This is a genomic window from Streptomyces sp. CRN 30 (genome assembly GCF_034105845.1).
The window spans coordinates 1-16,573 of the sequence record NZ_JAVRHI010000321.1 but is presented as its reverse complement, the minus strand read 5'-3'; the positions used below and the strand labels follow the sequence as shown (position 1 = coordinate 16,573).

General features: G+C 74.1%; 15 protein-coding genes and 2 pseudogenes. 10 read left to right on the top strand and 7 right to left on the bottom strand.

What is annotated here, in order from left to right; genetic code table 11:
• Positions 1–267, bottom strand: a 267-nt coding sequence (locus UW392_RS34560; protein WP_320779155.1) for a DoxX family membrane protein, incomplete at its 3' end; no start/stop codon positions are given.
• Positions 268–389: 122 nt separating this feature from the next.
• Between UW392_RS34560 and UW392_RS34555 the strand changes: the two genes are divergently transcribed.
• Positions 390–716, top strand: a complete 327-nt coding sequence (locus UW392_RS34555; protein WP_320779154.1) for a nuclear transport factor 2 family protein — start codon at positions 390–392, stop codon at positions 714–716.
• A gap of 56 nt (positions 717–772) precedes the next feature.
• Positions 773–1,744 carry an aldo/keto reductase gene (locus tag UW392_RS34550; protein WP_320779153.1) on the top strand — a complete coding sequence of 324 codons (972 nt, stop codon included), beginning with the start codon at positions 773–775 and terminating at the stop codon, positions 1,742–1,744.
• Between the two features lie 276 nt (positions 1,745–2,020).
• Here the strand turns inward: UW392_RS34550 and UW392_RS34545 are convergent.
• A pseudogene (locus tag UW392_RS34545) lies at positions 2,021–2,550 on the bottom strand (hypothetical protein).
• 17 nt (positions 2,551–2,567) lie between these two features.
• On the opposite strand from UW392_RS34545, the gene UW392_RS34540 reads away from it, so the two are divergent.
• Positions 2,568–4,217, top strand: coding sequence for an alkaline phosphatase D family protein (locus UW392_RS34540; protein WP_320779152.1), 1,650 nt, complete (start codon positions 2,568–2,570; stop codon positions 4,215–4,217).
• A gap of 18 nt (positions 4,218–4,235) precedes the next feature.
• On the opposite strand, the gene UW392_RS34535 is transcribed toward UW392_RS34540, so the two are convergent.
• Positions 4,236–5,231 (bottom strand): Gfo/Idh/MocA family oxidoreductase, encoded by a 996-nt coding sequence (locus UW392_RS34535; RefSeq protein ID WP_320779151.1) that lies wholly within the window; start codon positions 5,229–5,231, stop codon positions 4,236–4,238.
• Between the two features lie 100 nt (positions 5,232–5,331).
• Between UW392_RS34535 and UW392_RS34530 the strand changes: the two genes are divergently transcribed.
• From UW392_RS34530 to UW392_RS34510, 5 genes are all read left to right on the top strand, one after another.
• Positions 5,332–6,630, top strand: coding sequence for a multidrug effflux MFS transporter (locus tag UW392_RS34530; RefSeq protein ID WP_320779150.1), 1,299 nt, complete (start codon positions 5,332–5,334; stop codon positions 6,628–6,630).
• A complete protein-coding gene (locus tag UW392_RS34525; protein ID WP_320779149.1) occupies positions 6,573–7,757 on the top strand; it encodes a serine hydrolase domain-containing protein in 1,185 nt (394 codons plus the stop codon). The genes UW392_RS34530 and UW392_RS34525 overlap by 58 nt, the downstream gene beginning before the upstream one ends.
• A 126-nt stretch (positions 7,758–7,883) precedes the next feature.
• Positions 7,884–8,879: a small ribosomal subunit Rsm22 family protein gene (locus UW392_RS34520; RefSeq protein ID WP_320779148.1), complete on the top strand. Its 996-nt coding sequence runs from the start codon at positions 7,884–7,886 to the stop codon at positions 8,877–8,879.
• A gap of 38 nt (positions 8,880–8,917) precedes the next feature.
• Positions 8,918–9,499, top strand: coding sequence for a TetR/AcrR family transcriptional regulator (locus UW392_RS34515; protein WP_320779147.1), 582 nt, complete (start codon positions 8,918–8,920; stop codon positions 9,497–9,499).
• Between the two features lie 108 nt (positions 9,500–9,607).
• Positions 9,608–10,351: a bifunctional DNA primase/polymerase gene (locus UW392_RS34510; RefSeq protein WP_320779146.1), complete on the top strand. Its 744-nt coding sequence runs from the start codon at positions 9,608–9,610 to the stop codon at positions 10,349–10,351.
• Between the two features lie 59 nt (positions 10,352–10,410).
• Here UW392_RS34510 and UW392_RS34505 read toward each other — a convergent pair whose 3' ends face one another.
• The 4 genes and pseudogenes from UW392_RS34505 to UW392_RS34495 all read right to left on the bottom strand — a co-directional run bounded on the left by UW392_RS34505 (position 10,411) and on the right by UW392_RS34495 (position 13,491).
• Positions 10,411–11,412 (bottom strand): hypothetical protein, encoded by a 1,002-nt coding sequence (locus tag UW392_RS34505; RefSeq protein WP_320779145.1) that lies wholly within the window; start codon positions 11,410–11,412, stop codon positions 10,411–10,413.
• A pseudogene (locus UW392_RS67095) lies at positions 11,375–11,521 on the bottom strand (iron transporter); the annotation flags it as partial. The pseudogene UW392_RS67095 and the gene UW392_RS34505, both read right to left, overlap by 38 nt.
• 36 nt (positions 11,522–11,557) lie before the next feature.
• Complete coding sequence (locus UW392_RS34500) at positions 11,558–12,400, bottom strand: heme ABC transporter ATP-binding protein (protein WP_320779144.1); 843 nt, start codon at positions 12,398–12,400, stop codon at positions 11,558–11,560.
• On the bottom strand, positions 12,397–13,491 hold the full coding sequence (locus UW392_RS34495; RefSeq protein ID WP_320779143.1) for an iron ABC transporter permease: 1,095 nt from the start codon (positions 13,489–13,491) through the stop codon (positions 12,397–12,399). The genes UW392_RS34500 and UW392_RS34495 overlap by 4 nt, the downstream gene beginning before the upstream one ends.
• A gap of 144 nt (positions 13,492–13,635) precedes the next feature.
• Here UW392_RS34495 and UW392_RS34490 point away from each other — a divergent pair, with 144 nt between their 5' ends.
• Positions 13,636–15,069 (top strand): HtaA domain-containing protein, encoded by a 1,434-nt coding sequence (locus UW392_RS34490; RefSeq protein ID WP_320779142.1) that lies wholly within the window; start codon positions 13,636–13,638, stop codon positions 15,067–15,069.
• Positions 15,070–15,121: 52 nt separating this feature from the next.
• The coding region (locus UW392_RS34485; protein WP_320779141.1) for an HtaA domain-containing protein at positions 15,122–16,573 on the top strand (1,452 nt) is incomplete at its 3' end.

Below are 16,573 nucleotides of genomic sequence, written 5' to 3'. Positions count from 1 at the left end.
GACGAGTTCCGCCGCCGCACCGGCCGCCGGGGTCGCCAGGCCCATCGCCAGCAGCACTCCGCCGCCCGCCTCGGCCGCGCCCGCCATCGCCGCGCTCGCCTTGCCCGGCACGTACCCCATCGACTCCATCGCCTGGCCGGTCGCGTCGAGCCCGCCGCCCCCGAACCAGCCGAGCAGCTTCTGCGCGCCGTGCGCCGCCAGCACCCCGCCGGTCCCCAGCCGAAGCAGCAGCAGCCCCACGTCACGCCGGTCGTAACAGCAGGTCATCGTGGCTCCCAGGGCGAGTTCGGGCTCTTTCCCACCCACCGTCGCACCTTCCCTGCCCGGTGGGCTCATCACGGGCGCCGTTCGGGTGGCGGGGTCCGGCGCGCGGTGTGAGGCTGGCCGTCATGACGATTCAGACGACGCGACTGAGCGACCCTGCCGTCCGGGCCTTCGTCGCCGCGGTGAACGCCCATGACCGCGAGGCCTTCCTCGCGCTGCTCGCGCCCGACGCGACCATGTCCGACGACGGGTCCGACCGGGACCTCGACGACTGGATCGACCGCGAGATCTTCTCCAGCCACGGGCACCTGGAGGTCGACCGGGAGTCGCGGGGCGGGCGCGCCCTCGTCGCCCGCTACTGCAACGACACGTGGGGCGAGATGCGCACCCGCTGGGCGTTCACCGTCGGGGACGACGGAAAGATCTCCCGGTTCGAGACCGGACAGGCGTAGGCCGCGCCCGTACGGGGCTTGCCTTCGCGTGCGCTCCAGCTTCTAGCGTCGCGCCCATGGAGATGTTCAACGCGCACGACAGCACGCTCGGTTTCGGGTGCTGGGCCATCGGCGGCGAATGGTGGTCCACCGACGGCGAACCGCTCGGCTGGGGCACGGTCGACGACGACGAGTCCGTACGGGCGGTCCACCGCGCCCTCGACCTCGGCGTGACCTTCTTCGACACGGCGGACACCTACGGCGCCGGGCACAGCGAACGCGTGCTCGGCCGCGCCCTGGGCAAGCGCCGCGCCGACGTGGCCGTCGCCACCAAGTGGGGCAACGTCTTCGACGAGCGCACCCGCGTCCGTACCGGCGACGACGCCACCCCCGAGTACGCCCGCCGCGCGCTCACCGCCTCGCTCGCCCGCCTCGGCACCGACCACGTCGACCTCTATCAGCTGCACCTCTCCGACGCCGATCCCGGCCGCGCCGCCGAACTCCGCGACGCCTGCGAGGAGTTCGTGAGCGAAGGGCTCGTCCGCGCCTACGGCTGGAGCACCGACGACCCCGAACGCGCCGCGGTCTTCGCGGCCGGGGAGCACTGCGCGGCCGTCCAGTACCGGGCCAACGTCCTCCAGGACGCCCCCGAGATGCACGCCCTGTGCGAGACGTACGGCCTCGCGGGCGTCATCCGCAGCCCCCTCGCCATGGGACTGCTCACCGGCGGGCACGGGGGAGGGCGGGTCCTGGCGGCGGGGGACATCCGGTCCCGGCCGCCGGCCTGGCTGCCCGGGTTCGGTGCCGGCGGTGCCGCCGACCCCGAGTGGCTCGCCCGGGTCGAGGCGCTGCGGTCCATCCTCACCAGTGACGGCCGTACGCTCGCCCAGGGCGCCCTCGCCTGGCTGTGGGCGCGCGCCCCGCGGGCCGTGCCGATCCCCGGGTTCCGCTCGGTCGCCCAGGCCGAGGAGAACGCGGGAGCGATGGCCAAGGGGCCGCTGGACGCCGCACAGCTCGCCGACGTCGACCGCGTCCTGGGCCGCGCCTGAGCCCTCCCGGGCTCGGTTTGGTCCGGCAGCCGTCCCGCACGCCGACGCGTACCCCGCGGTCCCACGCGGGGTCCACCCCCTGCCGGCGCCGCGGGACGGCTGCCGCCCCCCTCGGATTGGTCCTGTCCCCTCACCGAAACTCGACACTCCGTGTGTGAAGTTTCCGTGGAGGAGAGTTGAGCATAGGTCAGCCACCGGCGGCAATACACCGGAGCAGACCATTCCGTTCGTGCAGATCGGCCACCTCGGATCGGCGCCCGGATCGGCCGCCCCCGATCAGCCGCGGCCCACGAACGGCATCCCCGTCGCCGGCACCGCCGCGAACTGCACGTTCGCCTCCAGCGGCAGCTCCGCCATGTGCCGCACCGTCCGCGCGACGTCCGCGACGTCCATCACCGGCTCGGGCACGACCGGTCGCGGCGTTGCCGATGTCGATCTGCCCGACCGTGATCCCGTACGCCCGCCCGTCCAGGGACAGTGACTTGGTCAGGCCCGTCATGGCGTGCTTGGTGGTCGTGCAGGCGGCACGTGGTGGACACCGACCTCAACGGGGCGTGCCTGTGTGCCACGCCTCGTAGGACACCTCCTCGACCGGCAGGCCGCCGGGCCCGAACGGTCCCGCGTACGGGGAGAGCCGTGCCGTCCGGGACCAGGGCGGCCGTCTCCTCCAGGGGACCGACCCGGCGCCCGTGATGACGGCGATTCTCTCTGTGTTCATGACACCGCAGCGTACGGGTCGGCCCCCGGACGTCCACGGCCAATCCAATGCCCCCTGCATCCGCTGTCGCGGCCACCGCCGCGGCCATCGCAAGGGGAGGACCGGATGACACCCGCGAACCACCAGCCCCAGCCCGGCGCGTACACCGCCGAACTCCGCGCCGCCGCCCGCCACCTGGGCCGCCGCCGCTTCCTGACGCTCACCGGGGCCGCCGCCGCGCTCGCCTTCTCCGTGAACCTGCCCGCCGCCGGTGCCGCGAGCGCCGCCGAACTGGACGCCGCGCGGATCACCGAGGACCCGTTCACCCTCGGTGTCGCCTCGGGCGACCCGCTGCCCCACTCCGTGCTGCTGTGGACGCGCCTCGCGCCCAGCCCCTACCAGGCCGACAGCGGACTGCCCGCGCAGCGGATCACCGTCTCCTGGGAACTCGCCCTGGACGAACGGTTCCGCCGGGTCGTCAGACGCGGCAGAACCACCGCCCACCCCGAGTTCCACCACACCGTGCACGTCGAGGTCGACCACCTCGACCCGCAGCGCGTCTTCTACTACCGCTTCAAGGTCGGCGGCTTCGTCAGCCCGACCGGCCGCACCCGCACCGCCCCGCCCGAGAGCGCCCGCGCCGCCGGCCTCACCTTCGGCCTGGTCTCCTGCCAGCGCTACGACCAGGGCTACTACACCGCCTACAAGCACCTCGCCGAGGAGGACGTCGACCTCGTCTTCCACCTCGGCGACTACCTGTACGAGTACGCCGTCAGCGCGGTCGGCGGCTCCCGCGCCTACCCGGCCGGGACGCTGCCCGCCCTCTTCGGCCACGAGACGGTGACGCTGGAGGACTACCGGCTGCGGTACGCCCTGTACAAGTCCGACCCCGACCTCAGGGCCGCGCACGCGGCGCACCCCTACGTCGTCACCTGGGACGACCACGAGACCGAGAACAACTACGCCGGCGACACCCCGGAGAACAGCGTCCCCCCGGAGGAGTTCCTGCTCCGCCGCGCCGCCGCCTACCGGGCCTACTGGGAGAACATGCCGCTGCGCAGCCCCCAGCTCCCCGACGGCCCCGACCTGAAGCTCTACCGCCGCCTGCACTGGGGACGGCTCGCCCAGTTCGACGTCCTCGACACCCGCCAGTACCGCTCCGACCAGGCGTACGGCGACGGCTGGCAGTACCCCGGGCCCGACTCCGAGGACGCGGGCCGCACCCTGACCGGCGACGCCCAGGAGCGCTGGCTGCTGGGGGGCTGGCAGCGCTCACGGGCCGTCTGGAACGTGGTGCCCCAGCAGGTCACCTTCTCCCAAAGGCTCAACTCCACCACCCTGCCGTCCAAGGTCTCCATGGACTCCTGGGACGGCTACCCCGCCTCCCGCGAGCGGGTCCTGGCCGGCGCGCAGGCCGCCGGTGTCGAGAACCTGATGGTCCTCACCGGCGACGTGCACGTCCACTACGGCTTCGACATCAAGCGGGACTTCGACGACCCGGACTCGAAGACCCTGGGCACCGAGATCGTCACCACCTCGATCACCAGCGGCGGCAACGGCTCCGAGAAGCCGTCCAACTGGAACACCTACCTGGCCGCCAACCCGCACCTGAAGTTCTACAACGGGCTGCGCGGCTACGCGACGGTCACCCTCGGCCGGGAAGCGGCGCGCGCCGACTTCAAGACCGTCTCGCACGTCACCACCGAGGGCGCCCCGCTCACCACCGCCGCGTCCTTCGTCACCGAGGTCGGCAACCAGGGCCTCACCCCGGCCTGACCCCGGCCCGCCCTGCGGCTACTCGCCCGGGTAGCGGACGCCGACCCGGTCCCGCACCGCGTCGAGCGTCCGCATCACCGCGAGGGTGCCGTCCAGCGGGAGCAGCGGCGACTCGGTCTCCCCGGCGCGCAGCGCCCGCATCACCTCGCGGGCCTCGTGCGCGAGGCTGTCCCGCTGTCCGTCGGCCGGGTCGGCCGTGAACTCCTCCGGGTCACGGCCGTCCCGGTGCAGCACGAGACGCTCCGGGAAGAAGAAGCCCTCCGGCACGTCGATGCGGCCCTCGGAGCCGGTGATGGAGGCGGCGTTGGCCGTACCGCCGACGATGGAGCAGTGCAGCGAGGCGAGCGCGCCGTTCTCCCAGGAGAGCAGCGCGCCCGTCTGGAGGTCGACCCCCTCGTCGGAGAGGACCGCGCTCGCCGTGACCTCCGACGGCTCGCCGAGCAGCAGGTGGGCGAAGGAGACCGGGTAGACGCCGAGGTCGAGCAGGGCCCCGCCGCCCTGCGCCGGGTCCCGCAGCCGGTGCGCGGGCGGGAACGGCCCCTGAAGGCCGAAGTCCGCCTGGACCGTGCGCACCTCACCGACCGCGCCGTCGTCGACGAGCGCCTTCAGCCGCCGCACCAGCGGGTTGCAGTACATCCACATCGCTTCCATCAGGAAGCTCCCGCGCTCCCGGGCGAGGCCGACCAGCTCGGCCGCCTCCCGCGCGTTCAGCGTGAACGGCTTCTCCAGCAGCACGTTGCGGCCCGCCTCCAGACAGAGACCGGCCGCCGCGCGGTGCGCCGAGTGCGGCGTGGCGACGTACACCACGTCCACGTCCCCGTCGTGCGCCAGCGCCTCCCAGCCGCCGTACGCCCGCGGTATGTCGAACCGTTCCGCGAACGTCTTCGCCGACTCCTCGCGCCGCGACGCCACCGCCACGACCTCCGCGTCCGGCAGATCGACCAGATCCGCCGTGAACCGCGCGGCCATCCCGCCGGTCGCCAGAATTCCCCAGCGCACCTTCTGTCCGTCCACCCTGCCCGCCCTCACTCAGGTTCGCACACGTTCGCACAGCTCGTTCGAGCTGAGAGCATAGGCGGCGGATCAGTCGCAGAGGGGACACAGGGAGGGGCACATGCCCGAGCGCGGGGCATCGATATCGGACACCGCATCGCACACGAGACCGCACACGCCCACCGCGGGCGGCCGCCGCACCGGCCTGCTCGTCACCCTCGTCCTCGGCGGCCTGACCGCCACGCCACCGCTGGCGCTGGACATGTACCTCCCCGCGCTCCCGGAAGTCACCGACGCCCTGCACGCGCCCGCCGCGACCGTGCAGCTCACCCTGACCGCCTGCCTCATCGGCATGGCCCTCGGGCAGCTCGTCATCGGACCCATGAGCGACCGGCTCGGCCGCCGCCGCCCGCTCCTCGCGGGCCTCGCCGTGTACGTCGTCGCCACCGCCCTGTGCGCCGTCGCGCCCAACGTCGAGACGCTCATCGCCTTCCGCCTCGTCCAGGGACTCGCGGGCGCCGCCGGCATCGTCATCGCCCGCGCCGTCGTCCGCGACCTGTACGACGGCTTCGCCATGGCGCGCTTCTTCTCCACCCTGATGCTGATCTCCGGTGTCGCCCCGATCCTCGCGCCGCTCCTCGGCGGGCAGATCCTGCGGTTCACGGACTGGCGGGGGGTGTTCGTCGTCCTCATCGTCGTCGGCGCGGCCCTGGGCGGTGTCGTCTGGGCCCGGCTGCCCGAGACCCTGCCGCCCGCCGAACGCCACGGCGGCGGCGTCGGGGAGGCGCTGCGCTCCATGCGCCACCTCCTCGCCGACCGGGCCTTCACCGGTTACGTCCTCGTCGGCGGCTTCGCCTTCGCCACCCTCTTCGCCTACGTCTCCGCCTCGCCCTTCGTCGTCCAGGAGATCTACGGCGCCTCCCCGCAGACGTTCAGCCTGCTCTTCGGCGCCAACTCCATCGGCCTGCTCGTCGTCGGCCAGATCAACGGGAAGATCCTCGTCGGCCGGGTCGGCCTCGACCTCGTGCTCGGCATCGGCCTCGCCGTCGTCATCGCCGCCGCGACGGCGCTGCTGCTGATGTCCCTCGGCGTCTTCGGCGACGTCGGCCTGGTGCCCGTGGCCACCGCGCTGTTCGTGCTGATGTCCGCGATGGGCATCACCATGCCCAACACCCAGGCGCTGGCCCTGATGCGGGTGAGGCGGGCCGCCGGTTCGGCCTCCGCGCTGCTCGGCACCTCCACCTTCCTCATCGGCGCGCTCGCCTCCCCGCTGGTGGGCATCGCCGGGGAGGACACCGCCGTGCCGATGGCCGTCGTCCAACTGGGCGCGGCGCTGGTGGCGCTCGCCTGCTTCGTGGGAATGTGCCGTCCCTGGAAGGCCGGCACGGCACCCGCGGCCGCGGAAGGGGCAGAGCACTGAGCGCGCCGAGACTGCGCAGCGACACACCGGAGCGGGCCGGACTCGACCCGGTCCGGCTCGACCGGCTCGTGCGGGAGGTCCAGGGCCTCACCGCCGGGGACCGCCCCTGGGCGGCGGGCACCGTCCTGGCCGTCGGGCGCGGCCCCGTCCTCGCCGTCGAGGAGGCGGCGGGCTGGGCCGTGCGGTACGCGCGCTACGACGCCCGGGACCGCTCCGGTGTGGAGCTGCCGCCCGACTCCCGGGTGCCGATGACGCCCGGCACCCCCTTCGACCTGGCCTCCCTCACCAAGCTGTTCACGTCGGTCGCGGCCGTGCAGCAGATCGAGCGGGGCACCCTCGGCATCGACGCGGCGGTCGGCGCGTACCTGCCGGAGTTCCACGCCGCCGCCGCGCACCGCCTCACCGTGCGTCAGCTGCTCACCCACACCTCCGGCCTCAGACCCGAGCTGCCGCTGTACGACTGCGCCGACGACACCGAGCGCATGGCCCGGCTCCGCGCCGAGGCACCCGTCGGCGTGCCCGGCACCTACTGCTACTCCGACCTCAACATGCTCCTGCTCCAGCAGCTCCTGGAGCGCGTCACCGGCCGCGCCCTGGACGTCCTGGTCCACGAGGGCATCGCCCGGCCGCTGGGCATGACCGCCACCCGGTTCGGGCCCTGCCCGGGAGCGGCGGCCACGGAGGACCAGCGGCGGCCCTGGGGCAAGGTGGACCGCGGGATGCTGCGCGGGGTCGTGCACGACGAGAACGCCTGGGCGCTCGGCGGCGTCGCCGGGCACGCCGGGCTCTTCTCCACCGCCCGGGACCTCGCCGTGTTCTGCCGGGCGCTGCTGGCCGGCGGCTCCTACGGCCCGGCCCGCATCCTGGGCCCCGACTTCGTGGAGCTGCTGCTCACCCCGCCGGGCCTGGGGTTCGCGATGGACCAGCGGTGGTTCATGGGGGAGCTGGCGGGGCACGGCGCGGCGGGCCACACCGGATTCACCGGGACGAGCCTGGTCCTGGACCGGGCGACGGACACGTTCCTGGTGCTGCTCGCCAACACCGTCCACCCGTGCCGCCGGCTCCCGGACAACGGGCCCCGGGCGTCGGTGGCCACCGGGGTGGCGCGGGCGGTGCGGGGCAGGTGAGCCGGCGGCGGGAGACCGGTCGCTCGCCGGGAACCGCTCACATATCGGTGGTTCCTGCCCTCGCCCTGCTCACCTGAGCCGGTCGATGACACCCGGGCCGCTTCCGCGCACGTCTAAAATCGACAGGTGACCGTCCCCGCACCACCAGCCGACACCCTGCGCACCGCCCTCGCCGGCCTGCTCGACGGACTGCCGCCCCGGCAGGCCGCCCAGGCCGTGGACCGGCTGATCGCCACCTACCGGGGCGCCACCCCGACGCACGCCCCGATCCTGCGGGACCGCGCCGACGTCGTCGCCTACGCCGCCTACCGGATGCCCGCGACCTTCGAGGCCGTACGTTCGGCGCTGGCGGCGTTCGCGCGGGCCGTACCCGGCTTCACGCCCGCCGGCCACATCGACATCGGCGGCGGCACCGGCGCCGCGACCTGGGCCACCGCCGCCACCTGGGACGGGGCGCCCGCCTCGACCGTACTGGACTGGGCCGAGCCCGCCCTGGCGCTCGGCCGGGAGATCGCCGCCGCCGAACCCGCCCTGGCCCGCGTCGACTGGCGGGCCGCCCGGATCGGCACCGCGCTCGCCCTCGACAGCACCGACCTCGTCACCGTCTCCTACGTCCTCAACGAGCTGGCCGCCCCCGACCGGACCGCCCTCGTCGACGCCGCCGCCTCCGCCGCGCGGGCCGTCGTCATCGTCGAACCCGGCACCCCCGACGGCTACGCCCGGATCATCGAGGCCCGCGACCGGCTCGTCACCGCCGGCTTCGAGATCGCCGCGCCCTGCCCGCACAGCGCCGCCTGCCCCATCGAGCCGGGCAGCGACTGGTGCCACTTCTCCGCGCGGGTCAGCCGCTCCTCCCTGCACCGCCAGGTCAAGGGCGGTTCCCTCGCCTACGAGGACGAGAAGTTCTCCTACGTCGCCGCCGTCCGCCCGCCCGCCGCACCGGCCCCCGCCCGGGTGGTCCGGCGCCCGCAGATCCGCAAGGGCCAGGTCCTGCTCGACCTGTGCGAGCGGGAACCGGGGCTGCGCCGCACCACGGTCACCAAGCGCCACGGCGGCCTGTACCGCGCGGCCCGCGACACCGACTGGGGCGACGCGTGGCCGCCGGAATCCGACGACGACTGACGAGACGTGGCGTCTTGCGCGGCTGGTAGATTCGGCCCATGCCCGCTCAGAACCGCCGCAGCGAGAAGTCCCGCAGGGCCATCTACGCCGCCGCCCTCGCCCTCGTCGGCGAGGTCGGCTACCCGAGGACCACCGTCGAGGGCATCGCCGCGCGGGCCGGCGTCGGCAAACAGACCATCTACCGCTGGTGGAACTCCAAGGCGGACGTCCTCCTCGAAGCCTTCCTCGACCTCACCGACGGCCCGGAGCCGCCCGCCCTCCCGGACACCGGCGACATCGCCGCCGACCTCAAGGCCGTCCTGCGGGCCACCGTCGACGAACTGACCGATCCCGCATTCGAGATCCCGGCCAGAGCCCTGACCGCCGAGGGCGTCGTCAACGAGGAAGTGGGCCGGATCTTCGTCACCAGGCTCCTCCAGCCCTCGCTCCAGCTCTACGTCGACCGGCTGCGCACCGCCCAGGAGGCCGGGCAGATCCGCCCCGAGACAGACCCCCGTATCGCCCTGGAGCTCTTCGTCTCCCCGCTCGCCCAGCGCTGGCTCCAGCACACCGCGCCGTTCTCCCACGAGTACACCGACACCCTCGTCGACTACGCGCTCCACGGGCTCGCTCCCCGCTAGACCCGAACGCCGTTGACCTGGGAACTTTGTCCCTTCCCGACCCCCGACGCACGGAATGGTGCGACCATAGGGCATGCTGATGCGCACGACGGCGAGGCGAGGGGATAGATGAGCGCGGAGTTCGGCGGCCGTAGCGGCCGACAGGGCAGGCTCTCCCAGTGGCTGCGCGGACGCCGCCCGAAACCGAGCGCCGACGACAGTGGCCGGGAAACCCTGCTGCTCGCCGCCGCCGCGGCCGGACTGCCCCTCGCGCCCGCGGCCCACCCCGCCGGCTACCGCTGCTCCTGCGACCGGGTCGGCTGTCCCACCCCCGCCCGGCACCCCGTCTCCTTCGCCTGGCAGACCCAGTCCACCACCGACCGCGCCCAGATCGAGCGCTGGGCCCGCCACCAGCCGCAGGCCAACTTCATCACCGCGACCGGCATGCTCCACGACGTCCTCGACGTGCCGCTCACCGCCGGGCAGGAAGCGCTGGAGCGGCTGCTCGCCACCGCGGTCGAGGTCGGCCCGGTCGCGACGAGCGACGACGGCCGCATGCTGTTCTTCACCGCGACCCGGGGCACCCCCGAGGACGAGGACGAGTGGTGGCCCTGCGAACTGGACTGCCACCCCGACACCACCGACGAGCACCCCGGCCTGCGCTGGCACTGCCGCGGCTCCTACGTCCTCGTCCCGCCCGCCCGGCTCCCCGGTGACGAGAGCGGGGCCGGCGTGCACTGGGTGCGCGGCCCGGAGCACCCGCTCGTCGACCCGCTCACGCTGCTGGAGGCGCTGACCGACGCCTGCGCCCGGCACGCCGCGACGGAGACCGACACCGACCACGCGGACAGCGCCTGGCCCTCGCGCCGCTGAGCGCGCGACGGCCGGCCGCGCGCCGCCGCCGGCCCTCCGCCGCTACTGGCCCTCCGCCGCTACTGGCCCTTCGCCGAGGTCAGCCCCTGCACCCGGCCGAGCACCGTCACCTCGTCGTCGGCGGCGTCCCGGGGCGGGTCGAGCACCATCTCGTTGGAGACGAACTCCATCGTGAGCGCCCCCTTGATCTCGCCGTCGGTCAGCGCCAGGACGTCGTCGTTGGGCGTGGGCACCGAGGCGCCGGGCGCGGCGGTCTGCTTCTCGTAGTGACGGGTGGCGAAGAAGACCGCGGCGCCGCCGTCCTTCGTGCGCAGCGCCAGCGGCGCGTAGTCGCCGTCCGTCAGCGGTTCGTCGATGTACTGGCGGGCCAGGCCCGGCCGCTTCGACAGCTTCTCGCGCTGCGACCGCCAGACGCTGGTGTGCGGACCGGCCGCGAAGCCGTCCCCGCCGTCCTGGAGGTAGTCGGTGTAGCTCTTGCTCAACTTGGCCGGTGATATTGCCAGTTGGGCGGAGTTCGCCGGTACGGCCTCGGCCCGGCCGTCCTTGTCCGTCTTGAACTCGGGGACGTCGTCGGGGGAGACGAGGGTGAGGTAGGTCGCCTGCCAGGTCTCGTCCAGGCCGTCGCGGGTGAAGACCAGCAGCCAGCGCACCCCGGCGCCCTTGTTGCCCTGCGCGTCGGCGACGAACCAGCGCGGCCAGCCCGCCTTCTCGGGGATGGTGAACTTGGCGTCCGTCAGCTCCAGCGGGGTGTAGGAGGGGTTGCCGCCGGGGTCGTTGGCGTGACCGGCCTTCAGCCGGGCCGCGTCGATGGCGGCGAGGGCACCGGCGGTGTGGTCGGCGTCGAGGGTGGCGTCGTACGCCTTGTCGGCCTTGTTGTAGGCGGCGGTGAACTCCTTGAGCGCCTCGGCGGCTTCCGCGCGGGTGGCCCCGGGGAGTACCTCGCGCTCACCGTGCACCACCACGCAGCCGCTCGCCGTCAACGACAGGACGGTCACCGAAGCGGCCGCGCTCACGCGCCTGCCGAGCCTGCTGGGCCGTCGAGGGCCGCGATCCCTGCTCATCCGGTTCCTTCACCTTCCCCTTCCCGGAGGCGAACCCTACCGGGGCACCGCGGCGCGCGGGCGCCGGGTTCGGGTACAGCGTCCGGTCCGTGACCTGACACGCGTACGGCGGCCGTACGGCGGCCGGGTGACGGTCGTACGGCGGTCAGGGGTCGCGGCGCGGGGTGACGAGCACGGCGCCCGTGCGCGGGTGGGGGAGCACCTCGACGGGCTGGTCGTACACCTCGGACAGCAGGGCGTCGGAGAAGACCCTCCGGGGCGGCCCGTCGGCGGCGACGCGGCCGGAGCGCAGGACCGCGACCCGGTCGGCGTAGGCCGCGGCGAGGCCCAGGTCGTGCAGGACGACGACGACCGCGTCCCCGGCCAGCGCCCGTTCCCGGCACAGCCGCAGCACGAGTTCCTGGTGGCGCAGGTCCAGGGCCGCGGTCGGTTCGTCGAGCAGCAGCAGCGGGGCGCGCTGGGCGAGCACGCGGGCCAGCGCCACCCGGGCGCGCTCACCGCCGCTCAGCGCGGCGAACGGCCGGCCGGCGAAGCCGCTCACCTCGGTCCGGGCCATCGCCTCGGCCACGACCGGGTCGTCCTCGTCCTCCAGCGGTGTTCCCGCGTAGGGCGCGCGTCCCATCCGGACGACCTCCTCCACAGCGAACGGGAAGGAGAGGGACGCGGACTGCGGCAGGACGGCGCGGCGCAGGGCGAGTTCGGCGGCCGACCAGTCGGTCGCCGGGCGTCCGTGGACACGGATGACGCCGCCGGTGACGGGGAGGTCGGCGGCGAGGGCGCCCAGCAGGGTGGACTTGCCCGCGCCGTTGGGGCCGACCAGGGCGAGGACCTCGCCCGCGCGGACGGTGACGTCGACGCCGTCCAGGACGGGCCGCCCGCCGAGCAGGACGCGGACGTCCTCGGCGCGGGCCAGGACGTCGCCCGGCGTCGCGGGGGCCGGCGGTGCCGGACGGACCGGCGCGAACACCCCGAGCAGCGGGAACCTCATGCCCAACCCCCTTGCCTGCGCCGGGTACGGCGCAGCAGCCAGAAGAAGAAGGGACTGCCGAGCAGCGCCGTCAGCACCCCGAGGGGGAGTTCGGCGGGCTGCGCGACGGTCCGGGCCGCCAGGTCGGCGGCGAGCAGCACCAGCGCGCCGAGCAGCGCGCTGCCCGGGATCAGGAACCGGTGCCCGGGACCCGCGACCATCCGCAGCAGGTGCGGGACGACCAGTCCGACGAAGCCGATGACACCGGCCACGCTGACCGCCGCCGCCGTGAGCAGCGCGATGACCAGGACCAGCACGATCCGCAGCCGCTCCACGTCCACGCCCAGGTGCCGGGCGGGCCGTTCGCCGAGTGCGAGGAGGTCCAGGCGGCGGGCGTACAGGGGAGCGAGGCCCAGGCCGATCGCGGCGCACGGCAGGACCGCGAGCACCTTCGGCCAGGTCGCCTGCGCGAGGGAGCCGAGCTGCCAGAAGGTGATCTGGTTGACGGCCGCGGTGTCCGCGAAGAACAGGAAGAGGCCGATCAGCGCGCCCGCGAAGGCGTTGACGGCGATGCCCGTCAGGATCAGCGTCACCACTTCCGTGCGGCCGCCCGAGCGCGCCATGACGTACACGACCAGGACGGTGACGAGTCCGGCGGCGAAGGCGAAGACGGAGACCGTCCAGGTGCCGAGGAAGTTGATGCCGAAGGCGATGGCGGCGACCGCGCCGACGGCCGCGCCCGAGGAGACGCCGATGACGCCGGGTTCGGCCAGCGGGTTGCCGAACACGCCCTGCATCAGGGCGCCCGCGCAGCCCAGCGAGGCGCCGACCAGCAGGGCGAGCACGATCCGCGGGAAGCGCACGTTCCAGAGCACCGACTCCGCCACGCGGTCCAGTCCGGTGGAGCCGAGTCCGACGCGGTGCAGGGCCGAGCCGAGTACGTCGCCGACCGGGACCGGATAGGCGCCGACGCCGGCGGCGACCGGAACGAGGAGCAGCAGCGCGGCGGCCAGCCCGGCCGTCAGCAGCCAGGCGGTGGAGCGGCGCCCGGCGCGCGGCGGGGCGGGGTCGGCGGGGGCCCGCTCGACCGGTCTGTCCTCCAGTGCGGTCATCGGGTGCCGTCCGTCCTCTCCGTCCGCTGCGTTTCCGTCCGCTGCGTTTCTGTTCACTGCCACTGATCAGCTCGGTAAATCTTAGGTTAGCCTTACCTTCATTCGCTACCCGTCCCATTGATCGGGAGATGTCGGAGGATGCCCATGCCTGCCCGCCTGCGTGCCTTGCTGACCGTGGTGTGCGCCGCCGTCCTCGGTGCGCTGCTCCCCGCGTCCGCCGCGCACGCCGAAGGCCGGACCGTGCAGGGCGGCCGGCTCGACTGGGGCGTGAAGTCCTCGTTCCGGAGCTACGTCACCGGGCCGATCGCGCACGGGAGTTACGCCCTGACCGGCTCCGCGGCCACGACCGGCGACGCCTTCCGCTTCCACTCCGCCACCGGCTCCTACGACGGGGCCACCGGCTCCTTCCGCGCCGCCTTCTCCGGCGGGGTCCGCTTCACCGGACACGAGACGGACGGCACCTACCTGCTGGACCTCACCCTCGCCAACCCCACGGTGAGCGTCACCGGCTCCACCGGCACCCTCTACGTGGACGTGGTCAGCAAGGCGAAGGACAGCGGGGCGGTCACGACGTCCCGTCAGATCCCGTTCGCCACCCTCGCGCTGGGCTCCATCGACATGAAAGGCGACGGCGACGCGGTCGTCCTGAACAACCTCCCCGCCACCCTCACCACCCAGGGCGCGCGGTCGTTCGCCGGTTACTACACGGCCGGTACGGCGCTCGATCCGGTGAGCCTGTCGGCGGACGTGGAGCCGGGGCAGCAGCCTTCGAGCACCCCCACCGAAACCGCCGGGGCAACCAAGTCCCCCGAACCGAACGAGAGCGAGAAGAGCGACGCTCTCGCCGACGGCGCCGTCGACTGGGGCGTGCGCCGCACCTTCCGCGAGTACGTCACCGGCGACACCGCCCGGGGCAGGTGGACCCTGTCCGACGGGGCGGAGGACGGCGGCGCCCTGTTCCGCTTCCCCGACGGCGAGGGCACCTACGACGACGGCACGCTCCACGCCCGCTTCGCGGGAGCGGTCCGCTTCACCGGCGCGCACGGCCTCGACCTGCGGCTGAGCGACGTACGGGTGACCGTCGAGGACGGCGAGGGCACGCTCTACGCCGACGTCGCGGGCGACGGTTCCGAAGGCTCCGACGGCTCCGACGGCGTGAAGGTCCCCCTGGTCACCTTCACCGCGAAGAAGCCGGAGACCGCCGAGGGACTGGTGACGCTCACCGAGGCCCCCGCGAAGCTCACCGCGCGCGGCGCGAAGGTCTTCGGCGGGCTGTACCGCGCGGGCACCGCGATGGACCCGGTGTCCCTCGCCGTCGCCCTCACCGACGACGCGGAACTGCCCGCCCTGCCCGACCTCGGCAGCGAACCCGCGGCGAGCGCGAGCCCCGACGCGAAGAGCGCCGCACCCGAGACCTCCGCCGAACCCGTCGCGAGCGCGACCGGCGACGGCGGCTTCCCCGCCCTGCCCGTCGGCCTCGCGGCCGGCGTCCTGCTGCCGGTGTGCGCGGCCCTCGCGGCCGTCACCGTGCGCAGGCGCCGCGCCCGGACCGCGGGCGGGACACCCACACAGAGCTGAACCCCCGTTCCGTCGCCCCGCGGTGACGGACACCCAGCAAGGAGAACCACCCATGCCCACCGGACGCCGCCGACCCCGCTCCCTCGCCGCCGCCGTCGCGACGGCCGCCGCGCTCGGCGCCACCGCCCTGACGACGCTGACGGCGTCACCGGCCGCGGCGGCCGACGTGCCGCTGTCGGACTACTCGCTGACGTGGGGGATCAAGCAGTCCTACCGCACGTACGTCGCCACCTTCGCGCAGGGCACCTTCACGCCCGCGGACGGCGCCGCCCAGGCCGACGGCAACGGGGCCTTCACCTTCACCGGGGGCGAGGGCGCCTACGACTCCACCGCGCACACCGTCGCCCTCGCCTTCCGGGGCAGCCTGGCGATCGAGTCCGAGGCGCACGGCTTCGCGCTCACGCTGTCCGACGTCACGTTCGACAGCGAGGACGCCGAGATCACCGCGGACGTCACGCGCGACGGCACGACCACCGAGGACGTGCCGCTGGCCACGGTCGACGTGACCCGGGACATGAAGGAGATGGCCACCACCCTGACCGACGAGGCGGCGGACGTCTTCGGAAGCGCCTCCTACGCGGGCGCCGCCGGTGACCCCCTCACCGTCACCGCCCCGGCGACGCCCACGCCCACCGCGACGCCCACCACGGACGCCCCCACCACCGGGCCCACCGACCCGGCGACCCAGGCCCCGGAGCCCACCGTGTCGGCGACGGCCCCGGCCCCGTCCGGCAGCACCTCCCCGTCCGCGGCCCCCTCGCCGGTGAAGACCGACGAGGACGCCCCGGCCCGGGGCGACATCGCCGACGGCACCCTCGGCTGGGGCGTCAAGGAGTCCTTCCGCGGCTACGTCGTCGGCAGCGTCGCCAAGGGGAAGATCACCGTGTCGGACGGGGCGAGCCAGGCCGCCGGCAACGGCGCCTTCACCTTCACCGGCGCGAGCGGCACCTACGACACGGAGGCGGGAACCCTCACCGCCTCCTTCGAGGGCGCCGTGAACTTCAAGGGCCACGAGGGCGCGGGCGAGGACGGCGGCTACGGCCTCGACCTGACCCTCGCCGGTCTGACGGCCACCCTCGACGGTGGCTCCGGTGAACTCACCGCCGACGTCACCAGCCTCGGCGAGAAGACCGAGGACGTGGTCCTCGCCGACCTGAAGGCGGACTCCGCCGGCCTCACCGCGAAGGACGACGTCATCGACGTCGACGACGTCACCGCCACGCTCACGGAGGCCGGCGCGAAGGCGTTCGGCGGCTTCTACGAGGCCGGTGCCGCACTCGACCCGGTGGAGCTGACGGTGGCGCTGACCGACGACGCGCAGCTCCCCGAGGGCGGCTCCGCCGGCACCCCGGCCGCCACCACCGGCGCGAGCGGCACGACCGGCTCCGGAACGGGCAGCACCAGCGGAGCCACCGGAACCACCGGCGTCACCGGCGGCAGCCTCGCCTCCACCGGCTCGGACGTCCCGGCCCCGGCGCTCGGCGCGGCCGCCGCGGTCGCCGTC